Origin of the sequence: Brevundimonas sp. (genome assembly GCF_024711105.1) — a bacterium.
GTDB lineage: Bacteria > Pseudomonadota > Alphaproteobacteria > Caulobacterales > Caulobacteraceae > Brevundimonas.
Genome location: NZ_JANJTL010000018.1, coordinates 1 through 17,023, shown reverse-complemented (window position 1 = coordinate 17,023; position 17,023 = coordinate 1). Strand labels below are relative to the sequence as shown.

Genomic DNA, 17,023 nt, shown 5'->3' with positions numbered 1-17,023 from the left:
TCGGGGTCAGGCCGACTGTTCCCATCCCCGCTGGGCCGCCCAGACGCAGAAGGCGTAGTCGTGGGCGATGTCGCGCAGATAGTCGAACCTACCCGACGAGGCGAAGTGGCCGGCCGTCATGTTGATCTTCAGCAGCACCGGCTTGCCCGAGGTCGTCGCGGGCCGCAGCTTGGCCACCCACTTCTCCGGCTCCCAGTAGGTCACGCGCGGATCGCTCAGGCCGCCGGTCGCCAGGATGGCCGGATAGGCCTTGGCCTCGACCTGGTCGTAGGGGCTGTAGCTCATCATGTAGTCGTACGCCTCCGGGTCCTCGAGCGGGTTGCCCCACTCGGGCCACTCGGGCGGCGTCAGCGGCAGGGAAGTGTCGCTCATGGTGTTGATCACGTCCACGAAGGGGACGTTGGCCAGGACGCCGGCCCACAGTTCGGGGCGCATGTTGGCGACGGCGCCCATCAGCATCCCACCCGCCGAGCCGCCATGCGCCACGATATTACCCGAGCGGGCGTAGTTCTGGGCGATGAGGTGATCGGCGCAGGCGATGAAGTCCTCGAAGGTCTTCTTCTTGGTCATGCGCCGCGCGGCCAGGAACCAGTTCCAGCCCTTGTCCGACCCGCCCCGGATGTGGGCGATGGCGTAGATGAAGCCGCGATCGACCAGCGACAGCCGGTTGGAGTTGAAGCTGGCCGACATCGGAATGCCGTAGGAGCCGTAGCCGTAGAGCAGCAGCGGGGCCGAGCCGTCGACCGGCGTGGACGCCCGGCGCAGGATCGAGATCGGGATCATCGCCCCGTCCTCGTGACGCGCCTCGAGCCGCTCCACGACGTAGTCCGCCGGGTTGTGGCCCGAGGGAATCTCCTGGGTCTTGCGCAGGGTGCGGCTGCGCGAGGCCATGTCATAGTCGTAGGTCTCGGTCGGCCGCGACATGGAGTTGTAGGTGTAGCGCAGATTGTTAGTGGCGTACTCGTAGGAGCCCATCATTCCCAGCGCATAGGCCGGCTCCTCGACGCCGATGGCGTGCTCCTCGCCGCCGCGGTTGCGGATGACGATGCGGGTGTTGGCGTCCGCGCGCTCCTGGCGGACTAGCCAGTTCTGGAACAGGCCGACGTTCTCGATGATGCGGCCGGCGGTGAAGGGGATCACCTCGACCCAGTTCGCCTTGCCCGGCGCGTCGGTGGGGGCCTGGACGACCTTGAAGTCCACGGCGCCGTCGGCGTTGGTGCGGATGATCCAGCGGTCGGACCAGTGGTCAAGGTCGTAGAGGACGCCTTCCTGACGGGGTTCGGTCACGACGGGCTCGCCGTCCACGACGATGCGGGTCTCTGAGGTCTCCTGGTTGCCAATGCCGATCAGGACGTAGCGGTCGTCGGACGTGCGGCGCACGCCCATGAACATGCCCTCGTCCTCCTCCTCATAGACGAGGGTCCGGTCGCCGCCGGTGATCGGACGGCGGAAGATCTTGTCCGGGCGGCCGTTGTCGTTCCGGTTGGTCCAGAACAGCTGGCCGCTGTCGGGCGAGATGGTGAAGTCGCCGACCGTCTCGTCAATGGCCTCGCCGACGAGCTCGCCGGTGGTCAGGTCCTTGACGAAGATCTTGTAGACCTCCGAGCCCTGGTCGTCCTCGGCGTAGACGAAATAGCGGTGGTCGGGGCTGGGAGAGGTGGCGCCGACCGAGGAATAGTCCTTGCCGGCGGCCAGGGCGTTGGCGTCCAGCAGGATCTGCTCGCCGGCCGCGTCACCGATTGGGCGGCGGCAGTAGAAGGGGTGCTGCGCCCCGACTTCATACCGGGTGTAGTACTCCCAAGGCCCGTAGACGGCCGGAACCGAGCTGTCGTCCTCCTTGATGCGGCCGCGCATCTCGTTGAACATCGCCTCTTGCAGGGGCTCGGTCGAGCGCAGCACCGCTTCGCGATAGGCGTTCTCGGCTTCCAGGTGCTCGCGGACGTCGGCCTTGATCAGCGAGGGGTCGCGCAGGACCGCCTGCCAGTTGTCGTCCTTCATCCACTGATAGTCGTCGACCCGGACCCGGCCCAGCTGCTCGATGCGGACGGGGATACGGCGGGCGACGGGAGGTGTGGGCATGGAGCTTCCTTGGCGGGCATAGGCAGGTGCGCCGGCGGCCATGGCGGTCGCGGCGGCGGCGGTCGAAACGATAAGCTGGCGGCGGTTCATGGGTCCCCTCCCGAACGAGTTGCGCGACGTTGCGCAGAGCCGCAGCCCGTCGTCAAATAGGCTTTGAGGGGAGTGTCGCCCATGGAATGGGACCTCACGGTCCAGTTGATCAACGCCACCGTCCAGATCGAGCATTCGGTGGGCGGCGAGCGCCGCACGGCGACCGGATTCCTTGTGGACGCACCGCGTCCGGACGGCACGCCGCGGGTGGTGCTGGTCACTGCTGCCCATGTCGTCGAACCGGCCGAGGGCGGACAGGTGCGTCTCGGCTGGCGCGACGAGACGGGCGACGGCGGCTGGCGCTTCAATCCCCTGCCGGCGCCGCTTACGGCGGTCGACGGTCGACCCTACTGGACGCGGCACCCGGAACGGGACGTGGCGGTCCTGGAGGTCTCCGCCCCGCCTGAGTTCGCCCGTGCGGCGATCCCCCTGGCCTGGCTGGGAGACGACGCCTCGATGGGGGAGGAAGGGATCGGGCCCGGGGACGAGCTGATGGCGCTTGGCTTCCCGCGTGGGCTGTCGGCGAACCGGGCGGGATTTCCGATTCTCAGGTCCGGCCGCGTGGCGTCCTGGCCGCTTTGGCCGGTCAGCGCCTTTCCGACCTTCCTGATCGACGTGGCAATGTACCCGGGCAATTCAGGAGGCCCTGTCTTCACCTTGGGCGGCGCGCGCGGCTGGACGCACCCGGTCATTCTGGGTCTGGTCACTCAGCAGGTGGAGTTGAACTCGGAAAGACTCGGAATCGGGGTGGTCACCCACGCCGTCTTCGTGCGCCAGACCATCGCCCTGATGGATCAGGGCGCGCCCGTGCTGGCGGCCGTCGGCTAGGCCTACTCCTCGCGGCGGCGCTGGTTCGGCGGGAGATCCTCCTCGTCGCCCGGCAGCCGCTGGCGGCCGACGTTGCCGAGGAGTTGCTCAAGGACGGTGAGTTCGCGGCCGCGCGTTGGCGTCTCGCGGTCCGAATAGGCGATCTGCTGGCCGTCCTCGAGGTCCAGGTTCACCACCGAAAGGACCCGACCATTGGCCTCGTCAAAGGTGATCTGGGTCACGGACCGCTGGCTCACCTCCGGCAGGTTGAAGGTGTACTTGGCCGTGGTCTGCGAGACGTAGAACCAGACGTTCGGCTCGAAGGTGGAGACCGCCGACGGGCTGCCGAGGCGGGCCTGGACGGTCTCGCGTGTGTCGGTGCCGACGACGATGTCGGACGGGCTCACGTCCACGGGCTGGAAGCCGTGGCGCGCGACGGCCGGCGCGCAGGCCGTGACGAGCACGGCGGCCGAGGCGATGAGAGCGGCGCGGAACGGAACCGACATGAAGACTATCCGGAAGACTGCGGCCTTTGACCTAACGCGCGGCGACGATTAGTTCAACGCCGAGACCGAAATGGGGCGAAGACTGTGTTGAGGCGGCTGTTCCGGCCCCGTCAGGCGCGTGTGGCCGGCGAGGCGCTTTACGCCGGGCTGGTGGCCCAGGCGCGCCAGCCCGCGCTGTATACGGACTTTGGGGTGGCCGACCGGATCGACGCGCGGTTCGAGCTCTATGTCCTGCACCTCAGCTTGCTGCTGACGCGCCTCAAGGGCCACGGCGAGGCCGCGGCCGAAACCAGCCAGACCCTGTTCGACGCCTTCGTGGGGGCCCTGGACGATTCCCTTCGCGAGCTGGGCGTCGGGGATTTGTCCGTGGCCAAGAAGATGAGGAAGCTGGGCGAGGCGGTCTATGGCCGCACGGTCGGTTATCAGAACGCTCTGCAGGCGGGCGACGGCGAGGCGCTTGCCGGGCTGATCGGCCGGGCCATCTTCGCCGAGGACGAGGCGGGCCAGGGCGCGAACCGCCTGGCCGCCTATGCGCTTTCCACCCATGAGGCCCTGGCCGCCCAGCCGCTTGCGGAGCTTCTCAGGGGCCAGGCCGCGTGGCCGGAGGTGACGCCATGATCGATGAACCACCCTGGAGCGAACGCCTGAGGCTTGATCAGATCGGCGCCGGGGTGACTCGCAGCATGAGCGCCGACGCCGGCGCTCGGGAACGGGTCGCAGAGGCCCTGGACCTGGCGTCGCTCGACGACCTCACCGCCGAGGTGTCGGTCAAGCCGTCCGGAGCGGGATGGGTTCTGGAGGGACGCGTGCGCTCCACCCTGGCTCAGACCTGCGGCGTGACGTTGGAGCCGTTGCCCGTGGAGGTGGATGAGCGATTCTCGGTCGATCTGGTGGAGGCGACCGAGGCCAACCCGGTTCCTCGCGTGATCGAGGCCGACGCCGATACGCCGGACGGGCCGGACTATATCGAGGACGGAGCGATCGATCTCGGCGCCTATGTGGTCGAACATCTGGCGCTGTCGCTCGAGCCCTATCCGCGCAAGCCCGGCGCCGAGTTCGAACCGCCCCAGACGGACGCCGAGCCGTCACCCTTCGCCGTCCTGGCCCAGCTCAAGGCCAAGGATCAGGAATGACCCTGCGTCAGGCCCGCTTGCATCGTCCGGACCGGGCGCTATCGTCCCAGCTCACTGTCGAGCGCGCGCGGATGCCGTCCTGACGCGCCGGAGGCGACCTGAAACCCTTGCCCGCTAAGTCCGTCATATCCATCGACGCCATGGGCGGCGATCACGGCCCGGCCGTGACCGTCCACGGCGTCGAGTCCTTCCTCAAGGCCCACGGCGCCGGTCGCGCGCGGTTCCTGCTGCATGGCGACCAGGCGGCCATCGAGGCCGAGCTGGCCCGCTGCCCGCTGGCGCGGGAGGCCTGCGAGGTGCGGCATACGGATCTCGTCGTCGCGATGGACGAGAAGCCGGCGATAGCCCTGCGCCGCGGCAAGGGCTCGAGCCTGTGGAACGCCATCACCTCGGTGAAGGAAGGTCAGGCCGGCGCGGTGGTGTCGGCCGGGAACACCGGGGCGCTGATGGCCCTGTCCAAGCTGATCCTGCGCATGTCGGCCCCGGGACTGGACCGTCCCGCCATCGTGGCCTCCTGGCCGACCGTGAAGGGACACACCGCGGTCCTGGACGTGGGCGCCAACGTGAACTCCGACGCCGACCAGCTGGTTGAGTTCGCAATCATGGGCGAAGCCTTCCACCGTGCGGTTCACCACGTCGAGAAGCCGACGATCGGCTTGCTCAATGTCGGCTCCGAGGACATGAAAGGCCGCGACGAGGTCCGCCAGGCCGCGGAACTGCTGCGCAGCGGCGCCTTCGACCTGGACTACCGGGGCTTTGTCGAAGGCGATGACCTGTCCAAGGGGACGGTCGACGTGGTCGTCACCGACGGCTTCACCGGAAATATCGCCCTGAAAACCGCCGAGGGCACCGCGCGCTTCATTTCGGGCATCATGAAGGACTCGCTTATGTCGAGCCTTCAATCCCGGCTCGGGGCGCTGATCGCCTCGCCGGCGCTCAAGGCCATGCGCAGGCGCATCGACCCTGGATCGGTCAATGGGGGCCCCCTGCTAGGCCTGAACGGCCTGGTGGTGAAGAGCCACGGCGGCGCGGATGCACGGGGCTATGGCAACGCAATTCGCGTGGCGCTGGATCTTGCGGAAAGCGACTATGCGGCCAAGGTGGCCGCCAACATGGCCCGGCTGGACGAAGCGCATGCGCACCCAGGCGAGGCGGAGCCGGTCAAGTGAGCGTAATCCGAAGCGCCATAGCGGGCGTGGGCGCCTATCTCCCCGAGACGATCGTCACAAACGATGACCTCGCCGCCATCGTCGAGACCTCAGACGCATGGATCCAGGAGCGCACCGGCATCAAGGAGCGCCGCCGCGCGGCGCCCGACCAGCCCACCAGCGACCTGGCCGTCGAGGCCGCCAAGCGGGCGTTGCTCGCCGCGGGCAAGGAACCGGCGGACATCGACCTGATCGTGGTGGCGACCACCACGCCGGACATGACCTTCCCGGCCACGGCCGCCATCGTTCAGCGCAAGCTGGGCGCGCCGATCTGTCCGGCCTTCGACGTGCAAGCCGTCTGTTCGGGCTTCGTCTACGCCCTGTCTGTCGCCGACGGCTTCGTGGCGCGCGGTCTTTCCCGGTGCGCCGTGGTCATCGGCGCTGAGGAGATGACGCGGCTGATGGACTGGAGTGACCGGTCCACCTGCGTCCTGTTCGGCGACGGCGCCGGCGCCGTCGTGCTGACGCCTGAGGAAGGGCAGGGGACGACGGCCGACCGGGGCCTGCTGGGCTTCGCGCTCCGCTGCGACGGCAACAAGACGGACCTGCTCTACGTCGACGGCGGTCCAGCGACGACGGGCACCGTCGGGCATCTGCGCATGGCGGGCAATCAGGTGTTCCGCCACGCGGTCATCAACATTGCGGAGGCGGTCGAAGGCGCCTGCAAGGCCGCCGGCCTTCAGGTTTCCGAGGTCGACTGGTTCATTCCTCACCAGGCCAATCAGCGCATCATCAAGGGTGTGGGCGACCGGCTCGGTATAGACGAGTCCAAGGTCGTCCTGACGGTGGATCGCCATGCCAACACCTCGGCGGCATCCATTCCCCTGGCGCTGGACGCCGCCATCGCGGACGGCCGCGTCAAGCGCGGCGACCTGCTGCTCCTCGAGGCGATGGGTGGGGGTCTGACCTGGGGCGCCTGCGCAATCCGTTATTAAGCTTGGGTGGAGGCTTCCGCTTTTCACCGGCTTCGCGTAACAGGTGAGCTAGGCAGGGAGCACACCCCGGGGGACTGAAATGGCCAGAACCGTGACCCGCGCCGACCTCTCCGAGGCGCTGCATTCGGAGGTCGGACTTTCGCGTCAGGAGTGCTCGGGGCTCGTCGAGCGAGTCCTGGAGATGATTGTCGAGACCCTTGAGAAGGGTGAAACGGTCAAGCTGTCCGGCTTCGGCGTCTTCCAGGTGCGTTCCAAGCGGGCGCGCATGGGCCGGAATCCCAAGACCGGCGAACCCGCCGCAATCCACCCTCGCCGGGTCATCAGTTTCCGGGCTTCACAGATCATGAAGTCCAAGGTCGACGGCGCCGAGGCGTGACCAAGAGTCCCGACGCATTCCGGACGATTTCGGAAGCGGCCGAGGAACTGGGCGTGCCGCAGCATGTGCTGCGGTTCTGGGAGACCAAGTTCGCCTTTGTGAAGCCGATGAAGCGGGCGGGCGGCCGACGCTTTTATCGGCCCCAGGACCTGCTGGTCCTTCGCGGCGTCAAGGCGCTGCTTCACGACGAAGGCGTGACCATCCGCGGGGTCCAGAAACTCCACAAGGAACACGGCGTGCGCCGCATCGTGGCGGCCGCCGACCCCGAGGCCGCAGCTGGTTTCGAGGCCGAGCCCGCCCCCGCTCCGGCGATGGCGTCCGGCCCCGATACCATCCGTCTCAGGGCGGTGCTCGCGGCCGTGGAGTCGGCCAAGCGGCGTCTCGACGCGGCCCTTTCGGCCTAGGGCTTTTTCCGTTTGCCGCGACCGGGCGCCGCGTCTATACGGCGGCCTCTCGGAGCGTAGCGCAGCCTGGTAGCGCACTTGACTGGGGGTCAAGGGGTCGTGGGTTCGAATCCCGCCGCTCCGACCATTCCTTCCCCCGCCGCCTCTATCTCTCCCGTCCCGCCCAACTGATCAGCGGCAGGATGGGCACGCCCCAGGCAAGGCCCGCGACCGCGAAATAGAGAACCTGGGCCCACCAGACTTGCGGGATGAAAGTGGCCAGACTGACCACCGCCCAGACGTAGAAGATCAGGAAGGCCACCACCCCGAGTGAGGCGACGGCGGTGCGCGTGCGGGGGCCCATACCGGCTCCAGACAGAGGAAACGCCGCGGGCCGGATGGCCCGCGGCGTCGTGTCTAGACCGAACCGGTGCGTCTAGCGACGGCGAACCAGTCCGAAGACAGCCAGAAGAATGATGGCGCCGATGGCCGAGGCCAGAAGCCACTCGATCCAGCCGTCCAGGCCCATGTCGAGCACATTGGTCGCCAGGAACCAGCCGAGCAGGGCGCCCAGCAGGCCGACGATCAGGTTGGTGACCAGACCGTGCCGACGGCCTGTGACCTGTTCCGCGATCCAGCCGGCGGCGATACCCACGATGATCGCCACGATGATACCGAGGTCGTCAAACATCCGCGATTTCCTTTCAGCCCCCGGCCCTCCGCCGGATCAAAAGTTGAAATGCGGGTGGCGCGCCACAGGTTCCTTGGGCAAAGAGCAGCCGTTCGCCTGATCGCCACCAGCGAGTGAGAGTATGAGTCTGTCCGCCGCCTACCAAGACCGTTCGAGACTCACCGCCATCTGGCTGTTTTCAGTCGCGGTCCTGGTTCTGGCGATGGTGGTGGTCGGAGGTGTCACCCGCCTGACCGATTCGGGCCTTTCGATCACCGAATGGGCGCCGATCTCCGGCGCGCTTCCACCGCTGAACGAGGCCGACTGGGCGCGCGCCTTCGACGCCTACCGCCGGACGACCGAGTATCAGCAGGTCAACGCAGGCATGACGCTGCAGGAGTTCGAGTCGATCTATTGGTGGGAATGGGTGCACCGCCTGCTTGGGCGGTTGATCGGCGTAGCCTTCGCCGTTCCCTTCGCCATCCTGCTGATCATGCGCGCGATTCCACGCCGGTTGATCTGGCGGTGTGTGGTCCTCCTGGCGATGGGTGGGCTCCAGGGTCTAGTCGGCTGGTGGATGGTGGTCTCCGGCCTGGCCGGCCGCGTCGACGTCGCGCCGGAGCGCCTGACGACCCATCTGGGCCTGGCCCTGCTGATATTTGTCGGCCTCGTCTGGACCGCGTTGGAGGCGGAATACGGCGAGGACTACAGCCGCTCGCCAGCGGGCTGGACGCGTGGGGCCCTGGCCCTTCTGGCGCTGGTTTTCTTCCAGTGCCTGCTCGGCGGGCTGGTTGCTGGGAATGACGCCGGCCGGGTCTACACGGACTGGCCCCTGATGGAGGGGAGCTTCTTCCCGCCTGTCGACTGGGGTCTGGGGGCGATGGCCTTCCTGCATGACCAGGGCCTTGTGCAGTTCATGCACCGGCTGGGCGGCTACGCCGTGTTCCTGTGCGCGGCCGTGTTCCTCTACCGCGCCCTGCGCCTGCGACTGTCCGAGGGTGTCCCGGCGGCGGCCATCGCCCTGATGGCGGCAGTGTTCGTCCAGATGCTGCTGGGAATCGCCACCCTGATGACCGCCCTGAACCCCTGGCTGGCCGGTTTCCACCAGGCGGGCGGCGTGATCGTGCTAGGTCTGGCGACCTATCTGCTGTGGCGGGTCCGGCGGTCCCAGCCGCGCCTGTTCATGAGTTCTGGAATCGCGTCCAGGGGCCTGTGATCGCCAGGGTGATCCCCGGCGTCTGGATATTGACGAACATCGTCGAGCCGTCCGGCGAGAAGCAGACCCCCGCGAGTTCCGAGTTACCCTCGTAGACGTTGCGGCCCAGGGTGTAGATCCGCCCCTCCGGCGTCACGCCGCGAATGTGGTTGATCTCGGTCGAGTAGCGGTCCTCGCAGACCAGAAGGTGGCCCCAGGGCGCAACCGTGAGATTGTCCCCGTAGTCGTAGACCTGATCGTCGCTCGACTCGATGAACAGCTGGATGCGGCCGCCAGTCTCGCCGGGCACATGCCGGACGATCTGGCCGAACTGACGCGCGCCGCCCGAGGTGGCCGTGAAGAACATCTCGCCGTCGCCCCAGTGCAGGCCTTCGCCGCGCGCGAAAAGCGCCGCCCCCGCAGCGTGGCCGCGCATCCGCAGGTCGCTATTGGGACTTTCGACATCGTCCAGGTCGATCCAGTCGCAATCGAGCCATTCGCCCTGGCTCCAGGCCGCGCGGCCTTCCCAATTGCGCAGGTCGGCGCCGGGCGCGTCGCGCACCGCCAGCGCCTGCAGGCGTCCGCCTTCGTGCAGCCGGCCGGGCGTATTGGGGATGAAGCGATAGAAGAGGGAGTCGTCCTCGTCCTCGGTCATGTAGACGACGCCGGTCGAGGGATCGACGCAGGCGGCCTCGTGGTCGAACCGGCCCATGGCGCGCAGCGGTCGCGGCTCCACCAGGCCGCGGGCGTTCGCCGGCACCTCGAAGACCCAGCCGTGGTCCTGCAGCACCTCGTCGCCCGCCCGGATGGAGGTCTCCTCGCAAGTCAGCCACGAGCCCCAGGGCGTGACCCCGCCCGCGCAGTTGGTCGAAGTCCCGGCCAGGCTGAGGTGCTGGCGGATCGTGCGGCGTTCCTCCAGATCGTAGATCAGCGTGGTCGTGCCGCCGGACAGTGGCATGCCCGCCGCGTCGCGCCCGTAAGCGCGGGACATGTCCAGCCGGTCCAGCAGGTGGTGGGCGATGCCGCAGGCGCCGTCGTTGACGTCATCCTTGTCCAGCTCGTGGTTCCGGACCAGCGCGACCCGCGAGCCTCCGCCCAGGCCAAGAGGACCGCGCACGCCGAAACAGCCCATGCCGTCGAACTTGGTGGGGACGAGCAGTCCGTCGGCCATCGTCTCGCCGGCTTGGGAGACGATCCGATATTCAAATCCGTCGGGCAGGTCGAAGACACCCAGCGGGTCCCGCCGCAACGGTCCGTAGGCGGTCACCTCGTTGCGATAGCTCTCCGGCGCTTGCGCCCTGACCGCCTGGGCCAGGCCGGAGAAGGCCAGGCCGGCCGCACCGGACGCCAGGAAACCGCGACGGGAGAGGCTCATGACCACCTCGAAGTTGCGAGCGGCATGTAGCGGCTCCATGCGACGAGCGCGTGACTGAAATTTCGTACGGTATTTTGATACCGCAACCATAAAAGCGATGTAAAACAATGTGCTGTGTCAAACTCGTACGCAAATGCGCGATTGACCGGTCCCGGGCCCTCCTGTAGAAGGCGCGGCTTCGCGACCGGGGGCGTTCTCCGGCCGCTTACCAGGACACCATCATGCTCAAGCACACCACGGCTTCGCTGAAGCCCGCGGATGTCGAGAAGAAGTGGATCGTGATCGACGCCGAAGGCGTGGTCGTGGGCCGTCTCGCCTCGTTCATCGCCATGCGCCTGCGCGGCAAGCACCGCCCGGACTACACCCCGCACGTCGACTGCGGCGACAACGTCATCGTCGTCAATGCGGCCAAGGTGAAGTTCACCGGCAAGAAGCTGACCGACAAGCTGTATCACCGCCACACCGGCCACCCGGGCGGCGTGAAGACCCGCGTCGCCGGCCAGATCCTCGAAGGCCGCTTCCCGGAGCGCGTGCTCGAGAAGGCCGTCGAGCTCATGCTGCCCAAGTAAAGCCCGCTGGCCCGCAAGCAGATGACCAACCTGCGCATCTTCGCCGGCGCCGAACACACCCATGAGGCTCAGCAGCCGGAAGTCGTCGACTTCGCCGGCCTGAACGCCAAGAACGCCCGGAGCCAGTAATCATGACTGACCAGCCGATTGCTGAAACCACTCCGGAAACCACCGAAGGCAAGGGCTTCGACACCCTGGCCGGCATGGGCACCAACGCCCCGGCCCCGGTGCGCGAGCGCATCGTCGACGCCCAGGGCCGCGCCTACGCGACCGGCAAGCGCAAGAACGCCATCGCCCGCGTCTGGATCAAGCCGGGCTCCGGCAAGATCACCATCAACGGCCGCGACCAGGAGGTCTATCTGGCTCGCCCGGTGCTGCGCATGATGATCGCCCAGCCGCTGCAGATCGCCGACCGCGCGACCCAGTTCGACGTCGACGTCTCCGTCCAGGGCTCGGGCCTTTCGGGCCAGGCCGGCGCGATCCGTCACGGCATCGCCAAGGCCCTGACCTATTACGAGCCGGAGCTGCGCCCGGTCTTAAAGCCGCACGGCTTCCTGACCCGCGACAGCCGCGTCGTCGAGCGCAAGAAGTACGGCCGCGCCAAGGCCCGCCGCAGCTTCCAGTTCTCGAAGCGCTAACTCGCGACCCGCGAGTGGGATTACAAAAGGCGCTTCGGGGAAACCCGGAGCGCCTTTTTTCTTGGAGGCATTTCTTGACCGACAGGCCGAACCTTCCGTTCGCATGGGAATGGCGGCGCGAGCCGTTTAGGGACAGTTGGCGGGATGCTGTGCGCCAATGCTCAGACCTCGGGATGAGCGGCGTTCTCGCGCAGAACATGGCGGCCGATGATTTCCTGGTAAGCCTAACCGACGGCCGAGTAGCCGAGGTTCATGTCGGCTATCACGCCGGCGCTGACCTCACATTTGAGTCCGTGGCGGAATTTGCCTCGTTTGGCGATTGGCTCGCTGGCATGGAAGGCTAATGACGACGCCCACCATCTTCATCGACGGCGAAGCCGGCACCACGGGCCTGCAGATCCGCGAGCGGCTCGAGGGCCGCGACGACCTGCGGCTCCTCTCCATCGACCCGGCGCGTCGCAAGGACCCGGCCGCGCGGGCCGAGCTGCTGAACGCGGCCGATCTGGTGGTTCTGTGCCTGCCGGACGATGCCGCGCGCGAAGCCGTGGCGATGATCGAGAACCCGGCCGCGCGCGTGGTCGACGCCTCGACGGCCTATCGGGTTGACCCGGACTGGACCTACGGCTTCCCCGAGATGTCGAAGGGCCAGCGCGCCGCCATCGCCGGCTCGAAGCGCGTCTCCAACCCCGGCTGCTACCCGACGGGCTTCATCGGTCTGGTGCGTCCGCTGGTTCAGGCCGGGATCATCCCGGCCGACTGGCCGGTCACGGTCAACGCCGTGTCGGGCTACACCGGCGGCGGCAAGGCGATGATCGCCGAGTTCGAAGCCGGGCAGGGGGCTCCGCCGTTCCGGGCCTATGGCCTGACCCAGACGCACAAGCACGTGCCGGAGATGATGGCGCACACAGGCCTCACCGGCCGGCCCTTCTTCGCGCCCGCCGTCGGCGCCTATGCGCAGGGCATGCTGGTCGAGGTTCCGCTTCAGCTTCGCGCCCTGCCGGAGCGGCCCTCAGTCGCGGACGTCCATGCGGTCCTGGAGGCCGCCTATGAGGGCGAACGCTTCGTCTCCGTCGCCTCGCTGTCCGAGAGCCAGGCGATGACCGGCATCGCCCCGGAAGACCTCAATGGGACGAACCGTATACGGCTGTTCGTCTTCGGCGACCCCGCCGGCGACCAGGCCCGGCTGGTGGCCCAGCTTGACAACCTCGGCAAGGGCGCGTCCGGCGCGGCGGTGCAGAACCTCAACCTCATGCTCGGCCTCGACGAGGCCGCCGGCCTCAACTGACCCCCCGGGAGACAACCATGCGCGACAAGGTCGTCGTCATCACCGGAGCCTTCGGCCAGTTGGGCCGCGTGGTCGCCGCCCAGGCCGCCGCGCAGGGCGCCCGCGTCGCGGCCCTGGATCACGCCGCCCAGCCACCCGCCGGCTTCGAGGTCGCCTTCGTGCGGGGCGGGCTGGACCTGTCCGACGAGGCTCAGGCTCGGGCCGCCATGGACGCCGTCCTGGCCGAGCTGGGCCGTATCGACGCTCTGATCAACATAGCCGGCGGTTTTGTCTGGGAGACCGTCGAGCTGGGTCGCGCGGCGACCTGGGAGCGAATGCACCGGCTGAACCTGATGACGTGCCTGAACGCGTCCAGCGCCGCCCTGCCGCATCTGGTGCGGAGCCCTGCGGGCCGGATCGTCAATATCGGGGCCAAGGGCGCGCTCTTGGCCGCCAACGGCATGGGCGCCTACGCGGCCTCCAAGTCAGCCGTCCATCGTCTGACCGAGGCGCTGGCGGAGCAGTACAAGGGCCAGGTGACGGTCAACGCCGTGCTGCCCTCGATCATCGACACGCCTCAGAACCGCGCCGACATGCCCGACGCCGATCCCTCGAAGTGGGTGACGGCCGACGAGCTGGCGGCCGTGATCCTGTTCCTGATCTCGGATGCTGCGTCCGGCATTACAGGCGCGCTGATCCCCGTGGCGGGCCGCGTCTAGGCGATTTCGGGAAAGCTGGAGGCCTGGGCCGGAATCGAACCGGCGTACACGGATTTGCAGTCCGCTGCGTAACCACTCCGCCACCAGGCCGGTCGCGAGCCCCGTTTCGGGGAGGGCGTTCGCTATCAGATCGACTCGCGCGCCGCAACGCGCCTTTGCGCGATTGCCGCAGCCCCAGGCTCGACCTATAAGCGCCCCCGATTTCCAGGACGTTATCGGAGCCCGGCATGGACCTCGTCTCGGCCCGCCGCAACATGGTCGACAGCCAGGTTCGCACCAGCGACGTCACCAACACGGCCATCCATGACGCCATGTTGGCGGTCCCGCGCGAGCGCCTCTGCGCGCCCGGTTGGAGCTTCGCGGCCTACGCCGACGCCAAGGCGCCGATCGCGGCCGGCCGCAGCCTGACCCCGGCCCGTGAGGTGGGCAAGCTGCTGCAGGCGCTGGCTCCGCGGCCGGGCGAACGCGCACTGTGCGTCGCCGCACCCTATGCGGCCGCCGTTCTGGCGCACATCGGTCTCGACGTGGTCGCCCAGGAGGCGGACGAGTCCGTGGCCGCCGTTATCCGTCCGGTCCTGTCCGAGGCGGGCGTCACGGTCCAGGTTGCGCCGCTCGATCAGCCGGTCGGCGGCGACTGGGACATTCTGGTCAGCGAAGGCGGTGTGATCGAAGCGCCGGAGGCTTGGGTCCAGGCCCTGAAGAGTGGCGGCCGCATGGTCGTAATCGAGCGCCAGGGGCCCGTCGGCGTGGCCCGCCTGATGGTTCGCACGGGCGGAGGCGCCACATCCCGACTCGAATTGTTCGATGCGGCCCCCGACATGCTGGCGGGTCTCGATAAAAGACCTACATTCCAATTCTAACGACGGGAACCGCTCGTCGGGACGTGAAAAAACCTTAACTGGCCTGCAATCGCCGATCTGCGAAGACGGGCCAGACGTACGACAGCCGGGTGGCGTCGGGCCGCCGAAGGGATTGCAAGTCCATGTTCCAACGTCGCCTGCTCGGCGCCGCCGCCTTGTCCTTGATGCTCGCTGCCGGGCCCGTCTCGGCCGAGTCGCTGCGCGACGCGATCGTACTGGCCTACCAGACCAACCCGACTCTCCTGGCGCAGCGCGCCCAGCAGCGCGCCCTGGACGAGACCTACCCTCAGGCCAGGGCCGGACTTCGGCCCCAGGCGGACGCTTCGCTGACCTACGGCTATACGCGGACGTGGCCGGAGGCGACGGGACCGTTCGCCGCCGACGATGAGTCCAACAGCCTTTCGGCCGGCCTGTCGGTGAGCCAGCCGCTCTACACCGGCGGTCGGGTGACTCACGGTATCGACGCGGCGCTGGCCGATGTGTCGCGAGGCCGCGAGAATCTGCGGGCCGTCGAACAGCAGGTGATGCTCAGCGTCATCCAGGCCTATGCAGACGTGCTGCGTGACATCGAGATACTGCGCATCCGTGAGGAAAACCTCGGTGTGCTCCGTCGTCAGCTGGACGAGGCCAACGCGCGCTTCGAGGTCGGCGAGATCACCCGCACCGACGTGGCCCAGGCGCAGGCTCGCCTGGCGGCGTCCGAATCCGATCTGTCGGCGGCGCGCGCGCAGTTGTCCGTCAGTCGCGCCGCCTATGCTGCGGTGATCGGTCAGGCTCCCGGTACGCTCGAGGCCCTGCCGCCGCTGCCGGCGACGCCCGGCGACTTCGACGCCGCGCTCGACATCGGACTCGCCGACAATCCCGAACTTCTGGCCTCGGAGTGGGCCTTGCAGGCCGCCGAGGCCGCTGTCGCCGCGGCGCGGTCGGACTACCTGCCGTCCGCCGGGCTGAACGCCAGCTATGGCACGTCCGGCACGGCCGTGCCCTTCGGCCTGGATGATCGGCAAAGCCTCCAGGTCGGGGTCAGCGCCTCGGTTCCTCTGTTCACCGGCGGCCTGAACCGGTCGCGCGTGGCTGCGGCGCTCGAACGCGCCAACGCCGCGCAGATCGGCGTCGAGGGCGCCCGGCGCGAGGTCCTGCGTGACGTCTCGACGGCTTACGCCCAGGTGATTTCTTCCGAGACCGCGCTCCGTGCCTCGGAGGAGCAGGTGCGCGCCGCCCGCATTGCGGCGGAGGGCGTGCGCCAGGAGGCCCAGGTCGGCCTGCGCACCACGCTCGACGTGTTGAACCAGGAGCTGGAACTGCGCAACGCCGAGATTTCCTACGTCGCCGCGCGCCGCAATCAGTATGTGGCCCAGGCCCTGCTGCTCTCGGCCATGGGCGCGCTGGAAGGTCCGGACCTGGTCGGCGACGTGCCGGCCTACGATCCCGAGGCGAACTTCCGCCGCGTCTCCGGCCGTGGCTCGGTGCCGTGGGAGTTCGCGATCGAGGCGATCGACCGCGCGGCGACCTTCCCGGTGACGCCGGCGGAAGACCAGCCCAACGCGCCCATCGACGATCAGCTCGCCTCAGAGGTCATCCGCACGGCGCCGTGATCGGGATTCCCGCGCTGCGCGAAACTGCGCCGTTGATTTCCGGGTCGATTGGCGTCATGCGTGGAACCAGGGCGGGGAGGGTCCCGCCAATCCCATTCAAGTCAGGACGCGGGCGGCCATGACCGATCAGAGCACCCAGGAACCGACGATGGAGGAGATCCTCGCCTCCATCCGGCGCATCATCTCCGAAGATGAGCCGGCCGAGGGTTCCGCTCCCGCCGCCGCGCCGGAACCGGCCCCCGAGCCGGTGGCCGCCGCCCCCGAGCCGGAGCCCGAGCCCGCTCCTGCCGCTCCGCCGGCGGAAGAGGAGCCCCTGGAACTGACCCAGCGTTACGAAGAACCCGCGCCGGAGCCGGCCGCGACCGAAACCATCGGCGACATCGAGGCTTCGCCCGCGCCCGAACCGTTCCCGGCCTACGAGCCCGAGCCGACCCCCGCGCCCCCGGCTCCCGAGCCGGTGGCGGCCGTCACCGCCGCCATGGGCGGCGGCGTGACTGTCGAGCAGCTGGTCCGCTCCATCGTCGAGCCCCAGGTCCGCCAGTGGCTGGAAGAGAACCTCGACAGCGTGCTGCGCGACATGCTCCGCGAGAAGCTCGAGCGCGTATTCCGCTAACCGCCGCG

The 17,023-nt window shown here is 68.3% G+C and carries 20 protein-coding genes, 2 tRNA genes and 1 pseudogene; 17 read left to right on the top strand and 6 right to left on the bottom strand.

Features of this window, described 5'->3' with window-relative positions; translation table 11 throughout:
* Window positions 1-6: 6 nt before the first annotated feature.
* Window positions 7-2,169, bottom strand: coding sequence for a S9 family peptidase (locus Q0M60_RS01300; RefSeq protein WP_296814938.1), 2,163 nt, complete (start codon window positions 2,167-2,169; stop codon window positions 7-9).
* A gap of 81 nt (window positions 2,170-2,250) precedes the next feature.
* On the opposite strand from Q0M60_RS01300, the gene Q0M60_RS01295 reads away from it, so the two are divergent.
* The gene (locus Q0M60_RS01295) at window positions 2,251-2,997 is read left to right on the top strand and encodes a serine protease (protein ID WP_296814935.1); all 747 of its coding nucleotides are present in this window, start codon (window positions 2,251-2,253) and stop codon (window positions 2,995-2,997) included.
* Between the two features lie 2 nt (window positions 2,998-2,999).
* On the opposite strand, the gene bamE is transcribed toward Q0M60_RS01295, so the two are convergent.
* On the bottom strand, window positions 3,000-3,482 hold the full coding sequence (gene bamE / locus Q0M60_RS01290; RefSeq protein WP_296814934.1) for an outer membrane protein assembly factor BamE: 483 nt from the start codon (window positions 3,480-3,482) through the stop codon (window positions 3,000-3,002).
* Window positions 3,483-3,566: 84 nt separating this feature from the next.
* Here bamE and Q0M60_RS01285 point away from each other — a divergent pair, with 84 nt between their 5' ends.
* The 7 genes from Q0M60_RS01285 to Q0M60_RS01255 all read left to right on the top strand — a co-directional run bounded on the left by Q0M60_RS01285 (window position 3,567) and on the right by Q0M60_RS01255 (window position 7,665).
* Entirely contained in the window at window positions 3,567-4,100 is a 534-nt protein-coding gene (locus tag Q0M60_RS01285; RefSeq protein ID WP_296814931.1) for a ubiquinol-cytochrome C chaperone family protein, read from the top strand.
* Window positions 4,097-4,615 carry a DUF177 domain-containing protein gene (locus Q0M60_RS01280; protein ID WP_296814929.1) on the top strand — a complete coding sequence of 173 codons (519 nt, stop codon included), beginning with the start codon at window positions 4,097-4,099 and terminating at the stop codon, window positions 4,613-4,615. The genes Q0M60_RS01285 and Q0M60_RS01280 overlap by 4 nt, the downstream gene beginning before the upstream one ends.
* A gap of 107 nt (window positions 4,616-4,722) precedes the next feature.
* Entirely contained in the window at window positions 4,723-5,784 is a 1,062-nt protein-coding gene (plsX, locus tag Q0M60_RS01275; protein ID WP_296814926.1) for a phosphate acyltransferase PlsX, read from the top strand.
* Complete coding sequence (locus Q0M60_RS01270) at window positions 5,781-6,758, top strand: beta-ketoacyl-ACP synthase III (RefSeq protein WP_296814924.1); 978 nt, start codon at window positions 5,781-5,783, stop codon at window positions 6,756-6,758. The genes plsX and Q0M60_RS01270 overlap by 4 nt, the downstream gene beginning before the upstream one ends.
* Before the next feature lie 79 nt (window positions 6,759-6,837).
* Entirely contained in the window at window positions 6,838-7,134 is a 297-nt protein-coding gene (locus Q0M60_RS01265) for an integration host factor subunit alpha (RefSeq protein ID WP_296814922.1), read from the top strand.
* Window positions 7,131-7,538 carry a MerR family transcriptional regulator gene (locus Q0M60_RS01260; RefSeq protein WP_296814920.1) on the top strand — a complete coding sequence of 136 codons (408 nt, stop codon included), beginning with the start codon at window positions 7,131-7,133 and terminating at the stop codon, window positions 7,536-7,538. Before Q0M60_RS01265 ends, Q0M60_RS01260 begins: the two co-directional genes overlap by 4 nt.
* A gap of 50 nt (window positions 7,539-7,588) precedes the next feature.
* A tRNA-Pro gene (locus Q0M60_RS01255) sits at window positions 7,589-7,665 on the top strand.
* Between the two features lie 18 nt (window positions 7,666-7,683).
* Here Q0M60_RS01255 and Q0M60_RS01250 read toward each other — a convergent pair.
* Both Q0M60_RS01250 and Q0M60_RS01245 read right to left on the bottom strand, forming a co-directional pair.
* A complete protein-coding gene (locus tag Q0M60_RS01250; RefSeq protein WP_296814917.1) occupies window positions 7,684-7,881 on the bottom strand; it encodes a DUF2842 domain-containing protein in 198 nt (65 codons plus the stop codon).
* 72 nt (window positions 7,882-7,953) lie between these two features.
* Window positions 7,954-8,208 (bottom strand): GlsB/YeaQ/YmgE family stress response membrane protein, encoded by a 255-nt coding sequence (locus tag Q0M60_RS01245; RefSeq protein ID WP_296814914.1) that lies wholly within the window; start codon window positions 8,206-8,208, stop codon window positions 7,954-7,956.
* A 121-nt stretch (window positions 8,209-8,329) separates the two neighbouring features.
* Here Q0M60_RS01245 and Q0M60_RS01240 point away from each other — a divergent pair, with 121 nt between their 5' ends.
* Entirely contained in the window at window positions 8,330-9,403 is a 1,074-nt protein-coding gene (locus Q0M60_RS01240; protein ID WP_296814911.1) for a COX15/CtaA family protein, read from the top strand.
* On the opposite strand, the gene Q0M60_RS01235 is transcribed toward Q0M60_RS01240, so the two are convergent.
* Window positions 9,369-10,757 carry an alkaline phosphatase PhoX gene (locus Q0M60_RS01235; RefSeq protein ID WP_296814909.1) on the bottom strand — a complete coding sequence of 463 codons (1,389 nt, stop codon included), beginning with the start codon at window positions 10,755-10,757 and terminating at the stop codon, window positions 9,369-9,371. The genes Q0M60_RS01240 and Q0M60_RS01235 overlap by 35 nt on opposite strands.
* Window positions 10,758-10,978: 221 nt before the next feature.
* On the opposite strand from Q0M60_RS01235, the pseudogene rplM reads away from it, so the two are divergent.
* The 5 genes and pseudogenes from rplM (at window position 10,979) to Q0M60_RS01210 (ending at window position 13,947) form a co-directional block, all read left to right on the top strand.
* Window positions 10,979-11,455: pseudogene (rplM, locus tag Q0M60_RS01230) on the top strand (50S ribosomal protein L13).
* Between the two features lie 2 nt (window positions 11,456-11,457).
* Complete coding sequence (gene rpsI, locus Q0M60_RS01225) at window positions 11,458-11,964, top strand: 30S ribosomal protein S9 (RefSeq protein ID WP_296814905.1); 507 nt, start codon at window positions 11,458-11,460, stop codon at window positions 11,962-11,964.
* A gap of 74 nt (window positions 11,965-12,038) precedes the next feature.
* A complete protein-coding gene (locus tag Q0M60_RS01220) occupies window positions 12,039-12,308 on the top strand; it encodes a hypothetical protein (RefSeq protein WP_296814903.1) in 270 nt (89 codons plus the stop codon).
* Window positions 12,308-13,249: an N-acetyl-gamma-glutamyl-phosphate reductase gene (gene argC / locus Q0M60_RS01215; protein ID WP_296814901.1), complete on the top strand. Its 942-nt coding sequence runs from the start codon at window positions 12,308-12,310 to the stop codon at window positions 13,247-13,249. Before Q0M60_RS01220 ends, argC begins: the two co-directional genes overlap by 1 nt.
* Window positions 13,250-13,266: 17 nt before the next feature.
* A complete protein-coding gene (locus Q0M60_RS01210; RefSeq protein ID WP_296814899.1) occupies window positions 13,267-13,947 on the top strand; it encodes an SDR family NAD(P)-dependent oxidoreductase in 681 nt (226 codons plus the stop codon).
* 16 nt (window positions 13,948-13,963) lie between these two features.
* Here the strand turns inward: Q0M60_RS01210 and Q0M60_RS01205 are convergent.
* A tRNA-Cys gene (locus tag Q0M60_RS01205) sits at window positions 13,964-14,037 on the bottom strand.
* A 137-nt stretch (window positions 14,038-14,174) separates the two neighbouring features.
* Between Q0M60_RS01205 and Q0M60_RS01200 the strand changes: the two genes are divergently transcribed.
* The 3 genes from Q0M60_RS01200 to Q0M60_RS01190 all read left to right on the top strand — a co-directional run bounded on the left by Q0M60_RS01200 (window position 14,175) and on the right by Q0M60_RS01190 (window position 17,015).
* Window positions 14,175-14,807 (top strand): protein-L-isoaspartate O-methyltransferase, encoded by a 633-nt coding sequence (locus tag Q0M60_RS01200; RefSeq protein ID WP_296814896.1) that lies wholly within the window; start codon window positions 14,175-14,177, stop codon window positions 14,805-14,807.
* Between the two features lie 122 nt (window positions 14,808-14,929).
* Window positions 14,930-16,402, top strand: coding sequence for a TolC family outer membrane protein (locus Q0M60_RS01195; protein WP_296814893.1), 1,473 nt, complete (start codon window positions 14,930-14,932; stop codon window positions 16,400-16,402).
* A gap of 118 nt (window positions 16,403-16,520) precedes the next feature.
* Window positions 16,521-17,015: a DUF2497 domain-containing protein gene (locus Q0M60_RS01190; protein ID WP_296814891.1), complete on the top strand. Its 495-nt coding sequence runs from the start codon at window positions 16,521-16,523 to the stop codon at window positions 17,013-17,015.
* The last annotated feature ends 8 nt before the right edge of the window (window positions 17,016-17,023 follow it).